Source organism: Janthinobacterium sp. SUN026 (assembly GCF_030397625.1).
GTDB classification, from domain to species: Bacteria; Pseudomonadota; Gammaproteobacteria; order Burkholderiales; family Burkholderiaceae_D; genus Janthinobacterium; species Janthinobacterium kumbetense.
In genome coordinates this window covers 327,324-349,349 of the sequence record NZ_JAPQNU010000005.1, presented here as the reverse complement: position 1 = coordinate 349,349, position 22,026 = coordinate 327,324, and the positions used below count along the sequence as shown (strand labels likewise).

The window sequence follows — 22,026 nt, the reverse complement described above, 5'->3', positions numbered from 1 at the left end:
GCCTGCAATTGTAAATGATTCTTATTGCCTTCATGATTCCCATTACCTCAAGAATACAGACCAATAATTCATTCACCCTCAGGAGTTTGCATGTCCAACAGCCCCCGCCGCGCGCGCCTGCCGCGTCCCACCACCCTGGCCCTGGCCCTGGCCCTGGCCGCCCTGTCCTGCCTGCCGGCTCACGCCCAGACGGGCACGCCTGCCAGCATGCCGGAAGTGGTGGTTTCCGCCTCCGGTTTCGAGCAGGATATCAAGCAGGCGCCCGCCTCGATCACCGTGCTGACGCGTGAAGAACTGTCGAAGGAACGCTTCGGCAACCTGACGCAGGCGCTGGAAAGCGTGGAAGGCATCGACGTGGGCGCGGCGGGCGACAAGACGGGCGGCATGAACATCAGCATCCGCGGCATGCCCAGCGACTACACCCTGGTGCTGATCGACGGACGCCGCCAGAATGCGGCCGGCAATGTCACGCCGAACGGCTTCGGCGGCACGCAGACGAGCTTCATGCCGCCGCTGGCCGCCATCGAGCGTATCGAGATCATCCGCGGCCCCATGTCGACCCTGTACGGTTCGGACGCCATGGGCGGCGTGATCAACATCATCACGCGCAAGGTGGGCAAGCAGTGGATGGGTTCCATCTCGGCCGACTACACCTTGCAGGAAGAGTCCGATTTCGGCGACGTGAAAAGCGGCCGCTTCTACCTGAGCGGCCCTCTCGCCACCGACCTGCTGGGCCTATCCCTGCGCGGCAGCAAGCAACGCCGCGATGCAGCCCACATCCGCTACAACGACGCGGCCGGTGCGGAAAATGTGCCGAACATGGGCGCCAATCCCGTGCGCGCGGACATCGAAAACTTTGGCGCGCGCCTGGCCTTCACGCCAAACCGCTACCACACCGTCATCCTCGACGCGGATGCGGGCCGCCAGACCTACGACAATTCGAAGAAGCAACTGGGCACCTTGGGCTTGCAGGGCGGCTACGGTCCCGAGCAGAAATACAACCGCGACCAGTGGACGCTGTCGCACACGGGCCGCTTCGGCTTCGGCACCCTGGACAGCAGCTACATGGTGAACAAGACGGAAACCCTGGGTCGCACGATTCCGCCAGGCACGCCCGGCGCCGTCGCCGGCAGCGCGCGCACCCTGGAAGTGGAAAGCCAGGTGTTCGACACCAAATTGGTCTTGCCGTTGGGCAAACACATGGCCACCGTCGGCGCGCAATGGTGGAAAGCGGAAATGACGGATGGCGTGGCGCCAAAGAAATTCGAATTCACGCAAAAAGCCCTGTTCGTGGAAGACGAATGGCAGGTGCTGGAGAATGTCGCGCTGACCTTCGGCGCCCGTTATGACGATCACAGCATCTTCGGCGGCCAGACCAGCCCCCGCGCCTATGCCGTGTGGAACGCCAACCCGAGCTGGACCGTCAAGGGCGGCGTCAGCAAGGGCTACAAGACGCCACGCGTGGAACAATTGTCCCCAGGCATCAACGGTTTCGGCGGCCAGGGCACGATCCCCCTCGTCGGCAGCCCGAACCTGAAGCCGGAAACGAGCACGACGACGGAAATCGGCGCGTATTTCGACAACCTGGCCGGCTGGACCGCCAGCGGCTCCCTGTTCAACAATGCATTCAAGGACAAGATCACGACGGGCACAGGCCTCGTCAACTGCGATTACCGTCCCTCGCCGAACCGTCCCGGCTGCGTCAGCTTCGGCAACTGGCCCAACGTCGATGCGTTCGGCCAGTCGGTCAACGTGGATGAGGCCGTCACGCGCGGCGTCGAACTGAATACGCGCTTCCCGCTGGGCAAGACCTTGTCGGCCAGCGCCAACTACACGTACACGGAAAGCGAACAGAAGAGTGGCAGCAACGCGGGCAAGCCCCTGAGCGACACGCCCAAGCACGCCGTCAACGCGCGCCTGAGCTGGGATATCTCGCGCGAATGGAACGGCTGGCTGCGCGCCGAGTACCGCAGCGAACGCTTCCGCGATCCGGGCACCTCCGCTTCCACGCGCGCCGCCAAGGCCGCGCTGGGCGACTACAAGGGCTACACCATGTTGCACCTGGGCAGCAGCTACCAGCTAAACAAGCGTGTCACCCTGAACGCGGCCGTGTACAACCTGCTCAACAAGGACTTCGTCGACTACCAGCCTTACCGCGCACCGACGCTGACCTACGCCAACCGCTATGTCAACAGCCTGGACGGCCGCCGTCTGTGGCTGTCGGCAACCGTCGATTTCTGATGCGCTAATCCAGCCGCATCATTGATGCCAACGGGCTGCCTCAGGGTAGCCCGTTTTTTCATCAGGCCGCTTGCGCTTTATCAATGCAATAACCGATCGCATGCACGGTGCGTATCAAGTCCCGCCCCAGCTTCTTGCGCAGGTGGTGGATATGCACTTGCACGGCATTGCTTTCCACTTCATCGCCCCAGCTGTACAGGTTTTTCTCCAGCTGTTCCCGGCTCAGCACCCTGCCGCCGTGTTCCAGCAGCAATTGCAGGATGCGAAATTCCTTCATCGTGAGCATCACGGGCAATCCCCCTTGCGTCACCTGCCGGTCGGCGATATCGAGCACCAGGTCGCCGTGCACGAGGTGCTCGCGCAGGCGGCCCGCGGCGCGCCGGCAGGCGCTGCGGATGCGCGCGGCCAGCTCGTCGAGGTCGAACGGTTTCACGATGAAGTCATCGGCACCCGCGTCGAGCCCGGCGATGCGCTCGCCCACCTGGTCGCGCGCCGTGACGACCAGCACGGCGCCGCTGTAGCCATTGTCGCGCAGCACGCCCAGCGCCTGCATGCCATCCTGTCCCGGCAAGCCCAGGTCCAGCAAAATGCAGCCATAGTCGTGCAGGCGCACGGCCGTGTGCGCGTGTTCGGCGCTCGTGACCCAGTCGACGGCATGGCCGGCCTGTTCCAGGCCAATCTGCGTGGCGCGGCCCAGCTGCGGGTCGTCTTCGGTCAGCAAGATGCGCATGGGGTGGGAGGCGGACGGGCCGCTCAGTCCTTTTTCTTGATCAGGCCAGCGAGCGCGGCGAAGGGATTGTGCGTGGCGGGCGCCACCTCGGCCGACAGCAGGCCGGCGCCACGGTCCGCTTCCAGGTAGCGCGAGTGCTCATTGTCGTGGCAATACAGGCACAGCAGTTCCCAGTTGCTGCCATCGGGCGGATTGTTGTCGTGGTTGTGGTCGCGGTGGTGCACCGTCAGCTGCTGCACGTTGGCGCGCGTGAATTCGCGCATGCAGCGGCCGCAGACCCACGGGTACATCTTCAGCGAACGCTCGCGGTAGCCGCTCTCGCGCTGGTCGGCGGCGCGGCGCGCTTCAGCCACGATCTTGTCCAGTCTTGCCGCGTCGGGCTTTTTACTCTGCATGACAACTTTCGATATGGGAGGAAGAAGCATCCATTTTAATGAGGATGGGGGCGCAATTGTACTTTTTCTGCCACGGCGCCAGCCCGTGTCGCCGCCGGCGTGCTTTTTTTAGCGTGCGCGGCACCACGGCTACTTGATTTAAAGCAAAATAAGGCCAGCGACAGACGACGAACAGACGATGGCAGCGGCGGCAACACGCTGACGCGCAAGGCGGCCGATTTCGGCTATCATGCGCGCCACGCTGCCCCTCCCCTTTTCCATGAATATAGCCTGCAAGCGCCCGTGATAGCGATAACAAGACCCCTGCAACGCCTTGCCCGCCGCCTGTACCGTCTCAGCCTGGTGCCCCTGTTCGCGCTCATCCTGCTGCTGGCGCTGTGGGCGGCCGTCTTTTACCAGGTGGGCCAGGAACGGGCCAGCGCCGTGCGCGACGCCGTGGCCGTCAGCCAGTCGCTGGCGCGGACCCTGGCCGACCATACCAGTTTCACCCTGCGCCAGACGGATCACGCCACGCAATTGTTCAAGCTCAAATACGAGGAAACGGACGGCGGCCTGCGCCTCAACGAATTCACGCGCCGCCAGGGCTTGCTCGACAGCGTGCTGCCGTCGAAGCTGGCATTGCCGATCGCCCTCGTCGATGCGCAGGGCAATGTGCTCGACAGCGCCAACGCCTACCTGCCGGAAAACCTGGCCGGCCAGGCATTTTTCAAGGCGCTGGCCGCGAATGCGTCCGACACGGCCCTGGTCGACACGCCCATGCTCGACGCGGGCGGCAAGCACTGGACCATCCGCTTGGCGCGCCGCCTGAACGATGCGCAAGGCCGCTTTGCCGGCGCCATCGTCATCCTCGTCGACCCCACGTATTTTGTCGACGATTACGACCGCCTGAACCTCGATGAACAGGGCGCGCTGATGCTGGTGGCGCGCGACAGCGGCCTGACGGCGGGGCGCATCGGCGAACAACTGATCCTCAGCGACCGCATCGACTTCCGCATGCCGGGACCGCCGCAGCACGCCGCCGAAGAATTGCTGATCGAGCCGCCCGTCGACGCGACGTCCCGCATCTACAGCTACCACGAGCTGCCGCGCTACCCGCTGCTGGCCGTGGTGGGCGTGAGCCGCGCCGTCGCCCTGACGCGCTTCGAACACCGCCGCCTGATATATGTCGGCGCGCTGCTCGCCGCCAGCGTGCTCATTGCCGGCTTTACGACCCTGCTGATGCGCCAGAGCGCGCGCCTGCGCCGCAGCATCCGCCAGGCCACGGAAACGCAAGCCTTGCTGCGCGCGGCGCACCAGGGCAGCCTCGATGCCGTGCTGCTGCTGAAAGCCTGGCGCGCCGCGCCGGGCAAGCCGGTGGAAGACTTCACCTTTGCCGACATCAACGAGCGCGCCGCCGACATGCTGGGCAAGCCGCGCTCCGAACTGCTGGGCCAGCGCGTGCTGCCGCTGATACCGCTGCTGCGCGGCGAGCGTTTCTTCAAGCGCTTCGTGCTGGTGATGGAAACGGGCCAGCCGCTGGAAGATGAATTCGAACTGCCGCTGGCCTCGGGCGGCACGCGCTGGCTGCGCCACCAGGTGGTGCCGATCGCCGATGGCGTGGCCGTCACCTCGCGCGACATCAGCGCGCGCAAGCACGACGAACTGGCGCTGCAGGACAACCGCAGCTTCCTGCAGTCGCTGATCGACCATTTGCCCGTGCTGGTCTATGTAAAAAGCGCGCGCCCGGAAAATTTCGGCCAGATGGAAGTGTGGAACAAGGCGGCCGAGGACATCACCGGCCACCTGGCCGCCGACGTCATCGGCAGGACCGATTGCCAGGCATTCCCGCCCGACTTCGGCCTGCACGACGCCGAGGACGACCGCGCCATCCTGGCCGAGCGGGGCGTCATCGACCATACGGAAAAGCCGTTGCGCCTGTTCGATGGCAGCCTGCGCTACCTGCGCGCCGTCTCCGTGCCCGTGTTCGACGAGCGCCAGCAGATCGAACATATCCTGTGCATCGCCGAGGATATCTCGCAGCGCCGCCAGCAGGAACTGGAACTGCGCCAGAAACAGGCCGAACTGGCCGCCGTCAACGACGCTTCCCCGCTCGGCCTGGTGCGCCTGGACCGCCAGCGCCGCTGCACCTACGTCAACCGCACCTTCGAATCGATCACGGGCTTGCCGCGCGCGGCCGCCCTGGGCGCCGGCTGGACCAGCGCCCTGCACCCGGACGACTATCCGCTGATGCACGTGGCGCTGGAACAGCTCACGCGCAGCCATGCGCCGTTCCAGTCCACCCTGCGCTGCCTGCACCGCGACGGCAGGCTGGTCTGGGTCTCCGTCAAAATTGCCCCCATCCTCATCGACGGCCGGATCGAAGGCTACGTGGGCAGCCTGGACGACATCACCATCTTGCGCGAATCGGAAGTGGCGCTGCTGGAAAGCGAAGCGCGCCTGCGCACCATCGCCGACACACTGCCGGCCATGATCGCCTACATCGACGCCGACCAGGTCTACCGCTTCCTGAACATCGCCTATGAACGCGAATTCGGCCTGACGGGCCGGCAAGCGCTGGGCAAGAGCGTGCGCGACACGGTGGGCGAGGCGCGCTACCGCACGGTGGCGCCGTACATCGAAAGAGTGCTGGCGGGCGAAACCCTGAGCTTCGAGGAAGAAGACGACAAGGAAGGCATCGAGCGCTGCCTGGAAGTGATCTACATCCCGCAGATCGGCGAAGACAAGCTGCAGGTGGTGGGCTTTCACGTGATGCGCCAGGATATCACCGTGCAAAAGCGCGAAAAACAGCGCCTGCTGAAACTGGCCCAGGTCGATGCGCTGACGGGTTTGTCGAACCGCGCCGGATTCCAGCAAAAACTCAGCGACGCCATGCACGCAAGCCGCCAGCATCAGCACCTGATGGCCGTCATGTACATGGATATCGACCGTTTCAAGCCCGTCAACGACACGCACGGCCACGGCACCGGCGACGCGCTGCTGCGCGCCTTCGCCCAGCGCCTGACGCAAACCATGCGCGTCACCGACATCGTCGCCCGCCTGGGCGGCGACGAATTCACCATCATCATGGAACAGATCACCCGGCCCGAGGACGCGGCCGTGCTGGCGGAAAAAATCGTCGCCGCCATGCAGCAGCCGTTCGAACTCGATGGCATCACCGTGCGCATTTCCGCCAGCATCGGCTTGGCTTTCTATCGCGACGAAGACATTTCCCCCGCCGTGCTGCTGCAGCGGGCCGACGTGCTGCTGTACAAGGCCAAGCAGGATGGCCGGAATACCTATCGCGCCGGGATGCTGACCACTTGATATGGCCGCTGGCGCCTGGCGCGGGTCTGACCCCTATCATTCCTGCTATATTGGCGCCTGTCTTCCCTACCCTTGGCCCACCATGCGCCTGCTGCACACTTCCGACTGGCATCTGGGCCAGACCCTGCACAATTACGAGCGGGGCTACGAACACCAGCGCTTCCTCGACTGGCTGCTCGACACGCTCGTGGCCGAAAAGGTCGACGTGCTGCTCGTTGCCGGCGACGTGTTCGACAACGCCAACCCGTCGGCCGCCTCGCAAAAGCAGCTGTACGTCTTCCTGCAGCAGGCGCGCGCGCGCCTGCCAGCGCTGCAGCTGGTCGTCGTCGCCGGCAACCACGATTCGGCGGGACGGCTCGAAGCGCCCGGCCCCCTGCTGGCCGCGCACGGCACGCACGTGATCGGCAATCTGCTGCGCGACGAAGATGGCCAGATCGACCTGGAGCGCCTGCTGCTGCCTTTGACGGGCGCCGATGGGCAAGTGCAAGCCTGGTGCCTGGCCGTGCCCTTCCTGCGTCCCGGCGACGTGCCGAAACTGCCGGCCGGCGATACCCAGGACGCCTACCTGGGCGGCATCGCCCTGCTGTACCGCCAGCTGGCGGACCTGGCGCTGGCGCGTCGCCAGCCCGGCCAAGCCATCGTAGCCATGGGCCACTGCCACATGGTGGGCGGCGAAATGTCCAACGATTCCGAGCGGCGCATCGTCATCGGCGGCACGGAAATGCTGCCGTCGGGGATTTTTGACGCCGCCATCGCCTATGCGGCGCTGGGCCATCTGCACAAGGCGCAGGCCGTGGGCGGCCAGGAACATATCCGCTACTGCGGCAGCCCGATTCCCCTGTCCTTCGCCGAAGTCAATTATCGCCATCAGGTGCTGTGCCTGGACATCGATGGCGAACAGTTGAAGGACATGCGCACCATCGAGGTGCCGCGTGCCGTGCCCCTCTTGCGCGTGCCCGCCACGCCGGCGCCGATCGACGAGGTGCTGGCGCAGCTGGCCGCCCTCGACGTACCCGCCGCCGCACCCGAAGCGCAGCCCTTCCTGGAAGTGCGCGTACGCCTCGATGCGCCGGAACCGGGCCTGCGCACGCGCATCGAAACAGCGCTCGACGGCAAGCAGGTGCGCCTGGCGAAGATCGAAACGTCGAGCGCCGCGCGCAGCAGCGCGCCCGACAACATGACGCTGGACCAATTGAGCCAGCTGCAGCCCGACGACATCTTCCGACGCCTGTACCTGCAAAAATACGGCAAGGAAGCGCCGCCCGAACAACTGTCGGCCCTGGCCGAACTGCTGCTGCCCGGCGCCTGACGGTACCTGAAGAACCATGAAAATACTGAAAATCAGCGGCAAGAACCTGGCCTCGCTGGCCGGCGAATTTGAAGTCGACTTCCAGCAGGAACCGCTGGCGTCCTCCGGCCTGTTTGCCATCAGCGGCCCCACGGGCGCGGGCAAGAGCACCCTGCTCGACGCCCTGTGCCTGGCCCTGTACGACGCCACGCCGCGCCTGCTGAAGGTGCTGGGCCGGGGCAGCGCCCTGCCCGACGTGGGCAAGGAAACCGTCAACGCCCAGGATACGCGCACCCTGCTGCGCCGCGGCACGCCGGACGGTTACGCGCAAGTGGACTTCGTCGGCAACGATGGCGGTCACTATCGCGCGCGCTGGAGCGTGCGCCGCTCGCGCACCCGGGCCGAAGGGGCGCTGCAGGCAACCGCCATGAGCTTGCACCAGCTGCCCGCGCTGCAGCCCATCGGCGGCACCAAGACGGAAGTCAAGGAAGAGATCGAAAAGCGCATCGGCCTGTCGTTCGACCAGTTTACGCGCGCCGTGCTGCTGGCGCAGAACGAGTTTTCCACCTTCCTCAAGACGGAAGACAATGAACGGGGAGAATTGCTGGAAACCCTGACGGGCAGCAGCATTTATACCGACATTTCCATGCGCGCCTTCGAGCGGGCGAAAAAGGAAAAGCAGATCCTCGAACGTCTGGGCGAAAAACTGGCCGACCAGCGGCCCCTGTCGCCGGAAGAGCGGGCCGAGACCGAAGCGCTGTGCGGCGCGGCCGACACCGCCCTGCAAACCATCGACTTGCGCAAGGCGGTGCTGGAGCTGCAGCAGCGCTGGCACCAGGAGACGCACAAGCTGCAAAGCCAGATAGCAGCGGCGCAAGAGACGCTCGATGGCGCGGATGCCGAACGCACCGCGGCCGAAGCGCGCCGCACGGCGCTGGCGCAGTGGGAATTGCTGCAGCCGGCGCGGCCCCTCATCGACGACGTGGCGCGCCTGGCGAACGACATCGCCGGCACCGGTGCCGCGCTGGAAGCGTCGCGCGCGCAGGCGGCGCAAGCCGTGACCAGCGAAACGCAACTGGCTGCCAGCGTGCAGCTGGCGGCGGCAGCCTTGCAAGCCAGGGAAATGGCGCAGCGCGACGCGGCGCCCCAGCTCGATCAAGCCAAGGCGCTCGATGCCGGCATTGCGGCACACTTGCCTGCCCACCGCCAGGCGCAGGATGGCGCACTGGCGGCCGACCGAGCCAACGAAACGGCGCGCGCCACCTTGCACGAGCTGCAGCAGCACCAGCACGCCATGCAGGCGGAGCAGGAAACGGGCCGCCTGTGGCTGGCGTCGCACCAGCACTGGCAAGCGCTGGCCGCGTCGTGGCAATTGTCGGACCAGCTGTTCGCCCAGGCCGGCCAGGCGGCCGCGCAAGCCGATGCGGCCGACGCCAGGGCGGCCGACGCGGCGCAGCTGGTGCGCGCGGCAGGCGCCGCGGGCCAGGAGGCACAGGCCGCGTTGACGGCGGCCGCCGCCACGCTCGCCGTGCACGATGCGCAGCGGCGCGAGGCGCAGTGCGCCGTGCAAGCCATCGATGGACAGCTGCTGCAGCAACAGCGCGGCCAGCTGGAAGACCATGCGCGCCAGTTGAACGCGGCGGAAAAGACGTGGACGGAACTGGCGCGCAAGCAGCAGGAGCTGGCGCACGGACAAGCGAGGGCGGCGCAACTGGCGCAAGCCGCGCAAACGGAAACGACGGCGCTGGCGGCGCAGGCGGCACAAACGGCGCTGCTGGAAGCGGGCCTGGCGCAGGCGGAAAAATCCCTGAAGGGGGCGGAAGCGGCGTGCGCGGCCAGCGTCGGGCAGTTGCGCGCCACCTTGCAGGACGAGCAGCCCTGCCCCGTCTGCGGCGCGCTGGAACACCCGTACACCCACGCCGACGACGCCCTGCAGGCAATGCTGGCCAGCTTGCAGGACGAAGTGCTGGCTTGCCGCACGCAGGTGCGCGGCAATCTGGAACGGCTGGCCACGCACAAGGCGGCGCTGGCCGCGACCGCGCGCGAACAGGCGCAGACGGATGCGGAACTGGCCATCCTGCCGCCCGCCATCGCCAGCCTGCACGCGCAATGGCAGCCGCATGCGGACACCCTGCAACTGCCGCTGGAAAACCAGCGCGCGGACTGGTTCGCGCAGCAACTGGCAGCCAATGCGGCAGCCCTGCAGGCCCTGGCGCAGCAGGAGGCGGCGCTGCGCCAGGCCGGCGCGCGGCGCGAGCAGGCGCAGGCGGCGCACGAACTGGCCGGCGCCGAACACGCGCGCTGCACAAGCGCCGTCGCCGAAACGCAGACACGGCTGGCGCAGTTGCAGGCGCAGCAGGCGGCCAGCGTGGACAAGGCGGAAACGTCGCGCGGCATGCTTGACGGCTTGCTGGCGCAGCTCGATGCCGCGTTTGCCGACGTGGAAGGCGCCGAAGGCTGGAAAGACAACTGGCGCGCCGGCCCCGCCGCCTTCCGCGCGGCGCGCGAAACGGAAAGCCGGCAGTGGCTGAAACAGCAGGCGGACCAGGACCAGCGCGGCCACGCGCTGGCGACCCTGGCCGCGCAGCTGGAAGCGGCGCAACTGGCGGCCGGCAAGGCACGGCAAGCGGCGCAGGAATCCCACGCAGCCTTTGCCGCAGCCGACAAACAACTCACGGCACTGCAAGCGGAGCGCAACGCGCTGTGGCAGGGGCAGAGCGTGGCCGAGGTGGAACGCAGCCTCACGGCGGCCATCGCGCAGGCCAAAGACCAGTTGGCGCAGCAGCAGGCAGCAGCCCACGCGGCCAGCGCGCAGCGCACGCGCCTCGACGAAGCGTGCGCGCAGCTGGCGCAGCGCCTGGCCGCCCTGCGCGAACAGGAACACGGCGCCACCGTCGCCCTGCACGACTGGCTGCAGCAATTCCGGCAGCGTCACTCCGGCCACGCGCCCGCCACGCTCGACGAGCTGCGTGCGCGCCTGGCCATCTCCATGGACGCCATGCGCGCCGAGCGCGATGCCCTGCAAGTGATCGCCGACCGCCACACGGCGGCCGTTTCCGTGCTGGCCGAGCGCCGGCAGCAACTGGCCGCGCACGTGCAGCAGCCGCCGGAAGCACTGGAAATGGACGAGGCCATGCTGCAGGCGGCGCTCGACGCGCTGGGCGCCGAACTCCAGGCGGCCAACCAGGAAGCGACGCGGCTGCGCCTGGCCATAGCGCAGGACGACGCCAGGCGCCACAGCGCGCAAGCGATGCTGGCGCAAATCGAGGCGCAAGCCCTCATCGAGCGGCGCTGGGCCAGCCTGAATGAATTGATCGGCTCGGCCGACGGCAAGAAATTCCGCAATTACGCGCAGCAGTTCACGCTGGAAGTGCTGCTCGGCTATGCCAACGCGCACCTGAACCACCTGGCGCGCCGCTACCAGCTGGAACGCATCGACAACCCGAACAACCCGTCGCTGGGCCTGATGGTGCGCGACCAGGACATGGGCGGTGAGCTGCGCTCCGTGCATTCGCTGTCGGGCGGCGAATCGTTCCTCGTCTCGCTGGCCCTGGCGCTGGGCCTGGCCTCGCTATCCTCGAACCGGGTGCGCGTGGAATCGCTGTTCATCGACGAGGGCTTCGGCAGCCTGGACACGGAAACCCTGCGCGTGGCCATGGATGCGCTCGACGGCTTGCAAGCGATGGGCCGCAAGGTGGGCGTCATCTCGCACGTGCAGGAAATGACGGAGCGCATCGCCACCCGCATCCTCGTGCAGCCTGGGTCCGGCGGCAAGAGCGTGGTGACGGTGCGCTAAGAGCTTATCCCGGTAGGGAGCGTCTTCTGCTGGCAGCGCATCAGGAGCGCGGACAAGGCGTGAGGAGGACGCGTGGCGAGCCACGCGACGACGAGCAACGCAGTCCCCGCTTCTGAGGGGCGCCAGCAGGGGATGTATTCATCTACCGGGATAGGCTCTAAGGGCGTGGCAAAGGCGTCATCGAGCTAGCGGTTCGCGGCCCAGGCGGAGCAAATCCCAGCCCAGTTCGCGGCGGATCTGCTCGGGGTCGGGTGGGGGCCGGCGTTGTTCCAGCTCCGCTTTCAACCATTTTCTCACCAGCTCCTTGGCGGGCTGTACAGGCTTTTCCTTGTCACGCTTGTCCATGGTGCTACCTCTTCAATGGCGGTCAGACGACCTCCTATATACGTTCAACGTCACGGCGCGGATTCAGTTGACGTGCGCGTGGCGCAGATGCAACAACGTGTAACCATGGCCGGAGTGCGTTAAAATCGCCGCCTTCGCGTAGGCACCGCCTACGCCCCGCAACAGTTCAAGGAACCCCATGAAAGCCGCCCGCAGCCTCACCTTCAAGTGCGTAAAATGTCACAAATCCATGCAGGTTTACCTGCAAAAAGTCTCCGCCTGCTCGCATATCCAGCCGTATCAGGGCATTTGCGCATGCGGCGAACTCAAGCGTCACGCCACGGGCCAGGCCGATGCCGTCAAGTCCTACCTGGAATCGGCAGACGGTAGCTGGTCGCACCACCACTAATGGTTAAAGAATGGGGCGATATTGCCGTTAATTCGCCTATCTTCCCCATTTGAACCGACCATGTCCCAGCTCCCCGCCCTCCTTTCCGGCTCGCGCCAGCCCGCCGCCAATCCCCTGGCAGGACAAACGCCGCCAAAAGCAGGCGCAGGTGCGTCCGGCCTGGCCGCTTCGCCCCTGATGCAGCGCACGGCGCAAGACGTGGTGGCGCTGTCGAAAAATGGCCTGGACCTGTCGGCCAAGGGATTGTCGCAACGAACCGATGCGCTGGGCAACGCCACGGTCGACGTGGCGCAGGATTTTCTCTCCAGCATGACGCGCCAGCTGTTCGGCGACGGCGCCACGGTTGCCTTCGATTCCGTCGACTTGCAGGCCGGTTCCAGCTTCAGCAGTGGCAGCGCCAGCGTCTCGGGCGCCAACGGCAGCAGCCGCGCAGCCGCCTTCAGCCTCGATGAAAACGCGCATTTCATCGGCAAGGGCAAGATCACGACGGCCGATGGCCAGACCTTCGACTTCGAAGTGGAAGTGCAATATCAATCGAACATCAGCGCGGGCGTCCTTGAGCAAACGCAAGAAGCCGACGAAGAAGCCAGCTCCGCCGACTACGCCAGCCTGCCCGCCAGGGAGTTGCCCGCCACGCACTTCGGCGGCAACCTGCATGACCTGTTCAAGCTGCTGGGCCAGCAATTGCAAAGCAATCTCCATCAGGGCACGTCCGATGGCGCCAGCGCCAGCGGCAAGGATGGCGACCTGGCGGGCAGCCTGAGCTTGCGTTTGCTCAAGCTGGTGCAGCCGGACCATGCCACCGAGACCGCCAAAGTCGGCAGGCAAGCCGTGGACACCACGCCGGAAGAGCAGGCGCGTGCCCGTGCGCTGGCACTCGCCTATGGCACCGACACGGCAAACAGCACGGCCGGCGACGTATAATGGAAGACGGCCTGCGCAGGCGACCATGCCGCGCGCCCCCTTCTATCGATTGAATCCCATGTCCGACACTTCTTCACCTACCGTTCATCCGCAGATCCACTGGAGCGAAAACGGCGCCGAGCATTCGGCCCGCTGGCGCTCGGAAAGCGGCATGCCGCCGCCCAAGCGCGTCGTCATCGCCGATGACCGCACGACGGCCGACCAGGCTTACCGCCTGGCCTGCGAAGGCACGGCCATGCTGTGGCGCGGCGACTTCCAGAACGCGCGCCAGCTGCTGCAGGCGCTGGCGCGGCGCGCCGACCACAAGAACGACAAGCCAAGCAAGAAGGCCAAGGCCGCCAAGCTGGCCAAGCCGGAACCATCCGCCACGGAAGCCTTCCATTTGCACCGCCAGGCACAGTCACAGCGCGCCCGCACCCTGGCGATGCTGCTGCTGCCTTTCGACGCCGACTACACGATCCCGCTGCGCCGCGCGCCGGACGTGAAACTGGCTTGCAATGAAGCGTATGGCCGCGGCGAAGAGCCGTTCGTCGCCTCGCTGCGCGAGCTGCTGGGCCTGATCGGCGCGCACGAATGGCGCCGCACGGGCGTGGAACTGCCGGCCCTTGGCCAGCGCATCCATCCGCATTACGGCGTGTTCGCGCCCATCCGCGGCGAGTACGTGGGCCTGGTGGCGGATGCGCCACTGCCTGCGCGCGCCAAGCTGGCCTTCGATATAGGCACCGGCACGGGCGTGCTGGCCGCCGTGCTGGCGCAGCGCGGCATCGAACGCATCGTCGCCACCGACCAGGACCCGCGCGCCCTGTCCTGCGCGCGCGAAAACCTGGCCCGCCTCGATTTGCAGGGCAAGGTCGACGTGGTGCAGGCCGACCTGTTCCCCGCCGGCCGCGCGCCGCTGATCGTGTGCAATCCGCCCTGGCTGCCGGCCCGTCCCAGCTCGCCGATCGAATACGCCGTCTACGATCCGGACAGCCGCATGCTGCGCGGTTTCCTCGCCGGCTTGGCCGACCACCTGGAGCCAAGCGGCGAAGGCTGGCTGATTTTGTCCGACCTGGCCGAGCACCTGGGCCTGCGCCCGCGCGCGCAATTGCTCGAATGGATAACGCAGGCGGGCTTGAAAGTCGTCGACCGCCTGGACGTGAAACCCACGCACCCGCGCGCACAGGATGCGACGGACAGCCTGCACGCGGCCCGCTCGCAGGAAGTCACGTCGCTGTGGCGCCTGGCGGCGGCATAATCGAGGGTCTGAAACCCGGCCATTGCGCATTGCAGCAAACCCCGCTATAATTCGCCTGCGGGGTGGAGCAGTCTGGCAGCTCGTCGGGCTCATAACCCGAAGGTCACAGGTTCAAATCCTGTCCCCGCAACCAATATTTGAAAGCCGCTGATTCCTGCAAAGGGATCGGCGGCTTTTTTCATTGCGGCGCGGTATGCCAATACCCCCATGCAAGCCAAATGCCCCCGGTTGCGCTCCGCTCTTTCGCAATGCAACAAACTCGGTTATAATTCGCCTGCGGGGTGGAGCAGTCTGGCAGCTCGTCGGGCTCATAACCCGAAGGTCACAGGTTCAAATCCTGTCCCCGCAACCAATATTTGAAAACCGCTGATTCCTGCAAGGGATTCAGCGGTTTTTTCATTCCTGGCCGCCTTTATACGGCGACGCTGGCCCTGATCTGCCTGGCCGCCGCATGCAGGCTGGCCGCCACCCGCTCCAGCTTGTCGGCTCCCGCCGTTTCGGCCAGCGCGGCAAAGGCGCTGATATGAAACGTGGCCACCATCGCCGGCGACACTTCCAGTTCCAGCGCGGTCTTGCTCAATTCCGTCGACGCTTCGAGGTAAGGCTCGCTGCCCGCCTCGAACGCCTGCTTCGTTTCCAGCAATTCCTGGCCGCCTTCCGCCTTGGCCAGGCACGCATCGACCTTTTGCTGGAAGGCCGGCAAGGTATCGCGCACGGGGCCGGCGTCCGGCGCCGCTTCGGGTTCCGGCTCCGCTGGTGCAGGCGCGGCTGCGGCCGGCTTGTCCGCCGGCGGCATGTCGCGCAGGGTCAGCCAGCGCTCGACGGCGAGGAAATCGGCAAACGGCTCGGCCACCTTGGGATTCATCAGCCAGACCTCGCCCGTGCGCCAGTCGATCCGGGCGCCGCGCTCATTTCTCGCCAACAGAATATCCTTGCCGCCATCGGCATTCGACACCCGGCCGATGTCGAGCCAGTTCATCAGTTCCGCCTGGCGCGACATCGCGTTGACCCGATGGAAAAAGGCCAACCATAAGAATCGGGCGACCAGGAGAACCAGGGCACCGCCAACCATCCACATCATTTTTCGCTCCGCACCACATCGACAGCCCGCATTTTCTCACATGAAAGCTTGCGTCAAGGAAACTTTTACATCTGCCGTGCGCGGGCGCAAATCCACCGCCGCACACGACTTGGCGCGCAGTCGCATTTCAGCAACGCCGCGTTTTCCCGATTGCCTGGCGGGCGCCGCTACGCTATTATGAGAACAATTCTCATTTAGATTAAGCCGCCCCGTACGCATGCTGTCCGCCCCTTCCCCGCCGTCCGATTTCCAGTCTCTGTATGCCGAGCACCATTCCTAGCTGCTGCATTGGCTGAAGCGCCGCCTGCACGATGCGGGGCTGGCGGGCGACCTGGCGCAGGATACCTTCCTGAAGATCTTCGTTGCGCGCAGCAGTGCCGGGATCGCGCAGCCGCGCCCTTTCCTGGCCACCATCGCCAAACGCCTGCTGGCCAACCACTGCCGGCGCGAAGCGCTCGAACGGGCCTACCTCGACGCCCTGCTGCACCAGCCGCAAGCCTGCACGCCGTCGCCGGAAGCGATGTCCCTCCTGCTCGAATCGCTGCAACTGGTCGACCGCGCGCTGGACCAGCTTTCCGCCAAGGCCAGGGCCGCCTTCCTGCTGGCCCACCTGGACGGCATGACCTATGCCGAGATCGCCACCGAACTGGATACCACCACGCATTCCGTCAAAAAATACCTGAGCAAGGCCAACCTGCTGTGCTTTTTTGCCGTGCCCGATTTTGCCGGCCCCTGACATGCGCGGCGCCACCGTCTACGCCCAGGGCCAGCCCATCGACCTGGCCATCGCCATACAGGCGGCAGAATGGCTGGCCACCCTGATGAGCGGCGCCACCACGCCGGCGGAAAAAACGGCCTGGCAGCAGTGGCGCCAGGCGCACCCCGACCATGAACGCGCGTGGAAACACATCGAAAGCGTCAGCGGCGGCTTGCGGGAACTCGATGCGCAGGCCAGCCGCAAGGCACTGCTGCAACGTCCCACCTCGCCCCCGGTCTCGCGGCGCAGCAGCCTGCGGTTGCTGGCGTGGGCATCGACCATCGGCCTCACGGGCTGGTTCGGCGCGCAGTCGGAATACGCGCCCGACTTTGCCCGCGCCGCGCTGGCCGACCTGTCCACCGGCGTGGGCGAACGCCGCGAGCTGACCCTGCCCGACGGCACCCGCTTGCACCTGAACAGCGGCAGCGCCGTCAACATCCGCTACACGGGCACGCAGCGTCTGCTGCAACTGGTGCAGGGCGAAGTCTTCATCGCCACCGCCCGCGAAACGGACATGCCCTACCGCCCCTTCCTCGTCGAAACGACGCACGGCCGCGCGCAGGCGCTGGGCACGCGCTACTCGGTGCGCCAGGCGGACGGCAGCACCGAGGTCGCCGTCGAAGAAGGCGCCGTCCGGCTGCTGCCGCGCCAGGGCGATGGCAATCTGCTCCTCCGCGCTGGCCAGGGCGGCGGCATGACGGCGCAGCAGGTCTTGCCCGCGCACGCCGTTTCGCCCGACATCTGGGCCTGGCGCCAGGGCCTGCTGCTGGCCGACGCCATGCCGCTGCGCGACTTCCTGCATGAACTGAGCCGCTACCGCCACGGCTTGCTGGGCTGCGACGACGCCGTCGCCGGCCTGCGCATTTCCGGCGTCTTCCCGCTGGCCGACCTGGACGCCGTGCTGCTGTCGCTGCCCGACTCCCTGCCGGTGGACGTGCGCCTGCGCACGCGCTACTGGGTGCAGGTGGAAGCGCGCCAGCAGCGCTGACCATTTATTTTGAGGCCGACGCAAAAAAAAGGTACCCGCTTTCGCTTCTCGCGTGACCTGTGTAGGCAACGTCCTTTTTGACGACTACACCACAAGGTAACCATGTCTCTTGCCATTCACTCCAAGCCGCGCATCAAGCGCATGGCGTATGCCATCCAACTCGTCTTCATCGGTTCGGCCCTGCTGCTGAACGCCCAGGCGCCAGCCCTGGCGCAGGAAAGCGCAACAGCGCCAGCGGCCAGCCTCGACTTCCAGGTACCGGCCGGCGACCTGGCGACGGCGCTGCGCCAGGTCGCCAGCCAGTCGCGGGTCATCCTCAGCTTCACGCCGGAGCAGACGCGCGGCAAGACGTCGGCCGGCTTGAGCGGCCGCCACGACGTGCTGGCCGCCCTGAACGGCGTGCTGCGCGGCACGGGCCTGAAGGCCGAGCGCAGCGCCAACGGCAGCTATGTGCTGCGCCCGGCCGATGCCGCTGCGGGTGGCGAAGCGGTGTCGATGATGCCGGAAGTATCGGTCAAGGCGCAGCAGGATGCCACCGAAGGCTCGGGCGCATATGTCTCCACCCTGCCGATCGCCACGGCCACGCCACTGGGCCTGTCAATCCGGGAAACGCCGCAGTCGGTCAGCGTCATCACGCAGCAGCGCATGCAGGACCAGGGCTTGAGCACGATCGCGCAAGTGATGGCACAGACACCAGGCATCACCCTGTTCTCGCTGGGCAGCGAACGCTCCGGCTTTACCTCGCGCGGCTATGCGATTACCAACTACCAGCTCGATGGCGTCAACACGCACTCGGAAAACCTTGGTCTCAATGCGATACCGTCGCAAAGCCTGGCCGACATGGCGCTGTACGACCGCATCGAAGTGCTGCGCGGCGCCTCGGGCCTGATGACGGGCGCGGGCGACGCCTCGGGCGCCATCAATATGGTGCGCAAGAAACCGACGACGCAATTCCAGGCCTCCGTCGAAGGCGAACTGGCTTCCCGCGACGAGCGGCGTGGCGTGGCGGACATTTCCAGCCCGCTGAACCAGGCAGGCAGCTTGCGCGGCCGCCTGGTCACGCTGTACGAGGAAGCCGACAGCATCATCGACGGCTATCGCCGCGACAAGAAAGTGGTGTATGGCGTGATCGAAGCGGACCTGTCGGCCGCAACGAAACTGACGGCCGGCGTGACGCACCAGCGCAACCGCTCGAAGGGGTCGCTGTCGTATCTGGGCTTCCCCCTGTTCTACAGCAATGGCGCAATGACGGACCTGCCCCGCTCCTTCAGCCCGGCCGCCAGATCGAACCGCTTCGGCAGCAATTCGACCGACGTCTTCGCCACTGTGGAACACGCGCTGGCGAACGACTGGAAGCTGAAAATCTCGGCCAACCGCGTACAGTCGTCGCAGGAAGAGCGCGCCGTCTACATGAGCGTGAGCAGCGCCTTTCCCGACCAAGCCACGGGCGATGGCCTGATGCTGAACGGCGACTACCGCGATTACCGGCTCAAGGTCAACAGCGTGGACGTCAATGTGCGCGGTCCGTTCAGCGCCTTCGGCCGCCAGCACGAACTGGTGCTGGGCATGGACTACAACGAATTCCAAAGCACGACGGATGGCCGCTTCGACAAGAACATCCAGCAGACCCCCGTCAACCTGTACAGCTGGAATCGCATCGCAGCACCCGTGTTTGGCGATACCTTCGTCACCTACGACAGCACGCGCCGCCAGGCCAGCGTCTATGCCGCCACGCGCCTGAGCCTGTCCGAGCGCCTGAAACTGATCGCCGGCGCCAAGGTGCTGCGCTACAGCGAGAATTACATCTCGGATGCGCCTGCCGTGTCATTTTATGGCGAGTCCCCGGCATCGGAAAGCCGCGTCTTTACGCCGTATGGCGGCCTGGTGTTCGACATCGACGCCACGCACAGCCTCTACGCCAGCTATTCATCCATCTATCAGCCGCAGGCCGCGCAAGACCGCTATGGCAAGCTGCTGGCGCCACGTGCGGGCAAGACCTACGAAGCGGGCATCAAGAGCGGCTGGCTCGATGGCCGCCTGAACACCTCGGCCGCGCTGTACCAGATCCGCCAGAGCAATCTGTCCGAATCGGATCCCGGCTACACCGTGCCGGGCACGAACAATCCCGCGAACCGCACCATCAAGGGCGCCAAGACGCAAGGCGTGGACCTGGAAGCGACGGGCGCACTGACGCCGGACTGGAACGTATCCGCATCGTGGTCGTACAGCCAGACGGAAGACAATACGGGCAAGGCGATCCAGACCACCTTCCCGCGCCACCTGGTGAAACTGTGGACCACTTATCGCCTGCCCGGCGAGCTGCATCGCCTGACGGTGGGCGGCGGCATGAACTGGCAAAGCCGCGTGTATTCGGACATCGATGCGTGGCAGATCGAGCGCACCCTGCACTGGGAACAGAAGGCGTACTCGGTGGCCAGCCTGATGGCGCGCTACGACGTCAGCGACAAGCTGTCGGCCACCGTCAACGTGGCCAACCTGTTCGACAAGAAGTATACGGCCTCGGTATCGGACTGGTGGTACTCGGGCATGCATGGCCCCGCCCGCAAGGTGGCCTTGACCGTGCGCTATCAGTTCTGACCCTTTCCCAGCTTGCGGATCAAGCTGGGAGGCATGCCTGCGGCAGCCTGAAAGGCGCGCGTCATGTGGGCAAGATCGGAAAACCCCTCGTCGGCGGCGATCATCGTCAGGCTATCGGCGGACGGCAGCCGATGCGCGGCACGCACGAGGCGCGCGGCCTGGCGCAATGCCTCCGCCGTCATTCCCACTTCGCGCAATCGGCGTTCCAGCGTGCGCTGATGGCAACCCAGTCTGCCGGCAAGCTGGCCGATAGGGAAGTGGCCTTCGTTTTCAAAGACGAACGCCACTTCCGCCGCCGTCGACGATTCGATGCCCAGCAACAGGGCAAGCGCACCCAGGCTGCGCTTTGGTGCGCCGTCCGGCGCAACCGCATTGGCGCGCGTGGTCGCCAGCATGGTGTCGATGATGGCAAGGGTGCCATGGCGGCAGCTATCGGGGTCGCTGGCGGCCACGCGGGAAGCGCGCGCCGCGCCGCGCGCCACATTGCCGGCCCCTTGCCCGCCAAGACTGGTCTGCACGCCCAGGTTCGCAGACTGGTTATAGGCATTGAACGCGACGAACACGTCGGCTTCGCGCCGGAATGAGGAGAGCAGCAGATAGCTGGGATTGATGTCGGTCGCCAGGAAGTCATTCACCAGGCGTTCGATGACGCCTGGTGCCGATCCTTTGGGACTCCTGGCCATGCCGGCGGCATGGTAGCGCTGATAAGGCAAATGTCCCTGGATCACGTGCGAGACGGCCGAAGCGAAGCGCGCCATGGGCGTCCAGCCGGCCCGCCCTTCCAGTGCATGGACAACCACGTGATACGCAAGCGAGTTCGACATTCCTGGCATCCTGTAGCATCGGTGATGGGGCCGCAGGCATCTGTCTGCCCGGTCAGGCCTGCATCACGATGCCGCGTTCGTTAGTTGCCATAATACAATGAAAACATCACTAAATGGTATTTTTGGAAACATTAAAATGTTCTATATGCCCGTCGATGCCTGTCCTGGCGCCGCCGGGCGCTGGCGCTGCATCTCCTGCAGCCGCGCACGGGCCTTTTGCCACTCTTCCTTGACACACACGGCCGTGGCGAGCGGCATGCGGAGAAAGATGGCCGAAAACGGTCCCTGTGCCTCGCTGTCGCGCAAGCGCCGTCCAGCCAATGTATGTCCCGAAAATATGGGTGACGTGATTGTCAAATCAGATTTCCCGGTTCCCTGCGTATGCACTCCGTCCGGCATTTCCACGATCACATGCTCGAAGCCGCGATCGGTGATTTCAACTGAAGGTTTCCATTTCGTCAGGTAATGCTCTACCATATTTTCAGATGCATAAATAAAAATGTTTTCAGCAGGCAAGAACACGTCGAAAGCGCCACGCCGCACCTGACGTTTGGCTCCCGAGGTAACGTAGGAGCGCTTGCCCTTGGACCGGATGCGTAGCTGGGCGCTGGCATAATCGAGCTCCATCGTGAAGCGCGCCGATTCCAGGACCCACGTCCGCCCCTCTATCCCCCCGACGCTGACGACTTTGTCCCGCGCGCGCTCCGCGCGCACACGCGACCGCCACCACCACACAAGGCACAGGACAACGGGAATGGAATAGGGTAAAAAAATAAGCGTCAAGCCGAAGGCAAACGGCAGGACAAAAAAGATAAACAGCAATAACTTCAAGACCAGCCACATGAGCGCCTCCCTGCGTGTATGGGTGCGCGCAGTCCATGCAATGACGCCGGACGTCGCGCCACGAGAATGGCGACCATCGCCATTCGGATGCCCCATCTTTTCATGCGCAGGCCGGGCAGGCTTGAATCCATGCGACACGGATGGATTATTTAGCCTGCCGCAGGACTGCGGCAACGCGAACGGCCAGCGCCATGCGGCGACGTCGCCCTCCAGGCAGCCGTGAAATTTCACATTTGCCATGCCACGGTGATACAATTTTCGCGCACCAGCAAACGAATGACACCCAAG

The 22,026-nt window shown here is 65.6% G+C and carries 16 protein-coding genes and 2 tRNA genes; 12 read left to right on the top strand and 6 right to left on the bottom strand.

Translation table 11 applies throughout. The annotated features are described in order from the left end of the window. Positions 1 to 207: 207 nt before the first annotated feature. Complete coding sequence (locus OX459_RS22540) at positions 208 to 2,241, top strand: TonB-dependent receptor (protein ID WP_289906738.1); 2,034 nt, start codon at positions 208 to 210, stop codon at positions 2,239 to 2,241. Between the two features lie 61 nt (positions 2,242 to 2,302). On the opposite strand, the gene OX459_RS22535 is transcribed toward OX459_RS22540, so the two are convergent. Continuing rightward, positions 2,303 to 2,971, bottom strand: a complete 669-nt coding sequence (locus tag OX459_RS22535) for a response regulator (RefSeq protein ID WP_099664720.1) — start codon at positions 2,969 to 2,971, stop codon at positions 2,303 to 2,305. Positions 2,972 to 2,994: 23 nt separating this feature from the next. Further along, on the bottom strand, positions 2,995 to 3,366 hold the full coding sequence (locus tag OX459_RS22530; protein ID WP_034755042.1) for a YajD family HNH nuclease: 372 nt from the start codon (positions 3,364 to 3,366) through the stop codon (positions 2,995 to 2,997). 282 nt (positions 3,367 to 3,648) lie between these two features. Here OX459_RS22530 and OX459_RS22525 point away from each other — a divergent pair, with 282 nt between their 5' ends. From OX459_RS22525 to OX459_RS22515, 3 genes are all read left to right on the top strand, one after another. Next, the gene (locus OX459_RS22525) at positions 3,649 to 6,669 is read left to right on the top strand and encodes a PAS domain-containing protein (protein ID WP_289906618.1); all 3,021 of its coding nucleotides are present in this window, start codon (positions 3,649 to 3,651) and stop codon (positions 6,667 to 6,669) included. Positions 6,670 to 6,751: 82 nt separating this feature from the next. After that, positions 6,752 to 7,978, top strand: coding sequence for an exonuclease SbcCD subunit D C-terminal domain-containing protein (locus OX459_RS22520; RefSeq protein ID WP_289906616.1), 1,227 nt, complete (start codon positions 6,752 to 6,754; stop codon positions 7,976 to 7,978). Between the two features lie 16 nt (positions 7,979 to 7,994). Beyond that, a complete protein-coding gene (locus tag OX459_RS22515; RefSeq protein WP_289906615.1) occupies positions 7,995 to 11,753 on the top strand; it encodes an AAA family ATPase in 3,759 nt (1,252 codons plus the stop codon). 177 nt (positions 11,754 to 11,930) lie between these two features. Here the strand turns inward: OX459_RS22515 and OX459_RS22510 are convergent, their stop codons facing one another. After that, complete coding sequence (locus OX459_RS22510) at positions 11,931 to 12,098, bottom strand: hypothetical protein (protein WP_171984974.1); 168 nt, start codon at positions 12,096 to 12,098, stop codon at positions 11,931 to 11,933. Between the two features lie 178 nt (positions 12,099 to 12,276). Here OX459_RS22510 and OX459_RS22505 point away from each other — a divergent pair, with 178 nt between their 5' ends. From OX459_RS22505 to OX459_RS22485, 5 genes are all read left to right on the top strand, one after another. After that, positions 12,277 to 12,486 (top strand): hypothetical protein, encoded by a 210-nt coding sequence (locus tag OX459_RS22505; RefSeq protein ID WP_034755039.1) that lies wholly within the window; start codon positions 12,277 to 12,279, stop codon positions 12,484 to 12,486. Between the two features lie 60 nt (positions 12,487 to 12,546). Next, entirely contained in the window at positions 12,547 to 13,410 is an 864-nt protein-coding gene (locus OX459_RS22500; protein WP_289906614.1) for a hypothetical protein, read from the top strand. Positions 13,411 to 13,435: 25 nt separating this feature from the next. Continuing rightward, on the top strand, positions 13,436 to 14,647 hold the full coding sequence (locus tag OX459_RS22495) for a class I SAM-dependent methyltransferase (protein ID WP_289906611.1): 1,212 nt from the start codon (positions 13,436 to 13,438) through the stop codon (positions 14,645 to 14,647). 56 nt (positions 14,648 to 14,703) lie between these two features. Next, positions 14,704 to 14,780: transfer RNA gene (locus OX459_RS22490), tRNA-Met, on the top strand. Between the two features lie 142 nt (positions 14,781 to 14,922). Next, positions 14,923 to 14,999: transfer RNA gene (locus OX459_RS22485), tRNA-Met, on the top strand. A gap of 60 nt (positions 15,000 to 15,059) precedes the next feature. Here the strand turns inward: OX459_RS22485 and OX459_RS22480 are convergent. After that, positions 15,060 to 15,626: a hypothetical protein gene (locus OX459_RS22480; RefSeq protein WP_289906610.1), complete on the bottom strand. Its 567-nt coding sequence runs from the start codon at positions 15,624 to 15,626 to the stop codon at positions 15,060 to 15,062. 382 nt (positions 15,627 to 16,008) lie between these two features. Here OX459_RS22480 and OX459_RS22475 point away from each other — a divergent pair, with 382 nt between their 5' ends. The 3 genes from OX459_RS22475 to OX459_RS22465 all read left to right on the top strand — a co-directional run bounded on the left by OX459_RS22475 (position 16,009) and on the right by OX459_RS22465 (position 20,071). After that, positions 16,009 to 16,464, top strand: a complete 456-nt coding sequence (locus tag OX459_RS22475) for a sigma-70 family RNA polymerase sigma factor (protein WP_289906736.1) — start codon at positions 16,009 to 16,011, stop codon at positions 16,462 to 16,464. A 1-nt stretch (position 16,465) separates the two neighbouring features. Beyond that, positions 16,466 to 17,473: a FecR domain-containing protein gene (locus OX459_RS22470; RefSeq protein ID WP_289906608.1), complete on the top strand. Its 1,008-nt coding sequence runs from the start codon at positions 16,466 to 16,468 to the stop codon at positions 17,471 to 17,473. A gap of 102 nt (positions 17,474 to 17,575) precedes the next feature. Next, the gene (locus tag OX459_RS22465; RefSeq protein ID WP_289906607.1) at positions 17,576 to 20,071 is read left to right on the top strand and encodes a TonB-dependent receptor; all 2,496 of its coding nucleotides are present in this window, start codon (positions 17,576 to 17,578) and stop codon (positions 20,069 to 20,071) included. On the opposite strand, the gene OX459_RS22460 is transcribed toward OX459_RS22465, so the two are convergent. Further along, complete coding sequence (locus tag OX459_RS22460) at positions 20,062 to 20,895, bottom strand: helix-turn-helix domain-containing protein (RefSeq protein WP_289906606.1); 834 nt, start codon at positions 20,893 to 20,895, stop codon at positions 20,062 to 20,064. The genes OX459_RS22465 and OX459_RS22460 overlap by 10 nt on opposite strands. 141 nt (positions 20,896 to 21,036) lie before the next feature. Further along, on the bottom strand, positions 21,037 to 21,978 hold the full coding sequence (locus OX459_RS22455) for a hypothetical protein (RefSeq protein ID WP_289906605.1): 942 nt from the start codon (positions 21,976 to 21,978) through the stop codon (positions 21,037 to 21,039). Positions 21,979 to 22,026: the final 48 nt, after the last annotated feature.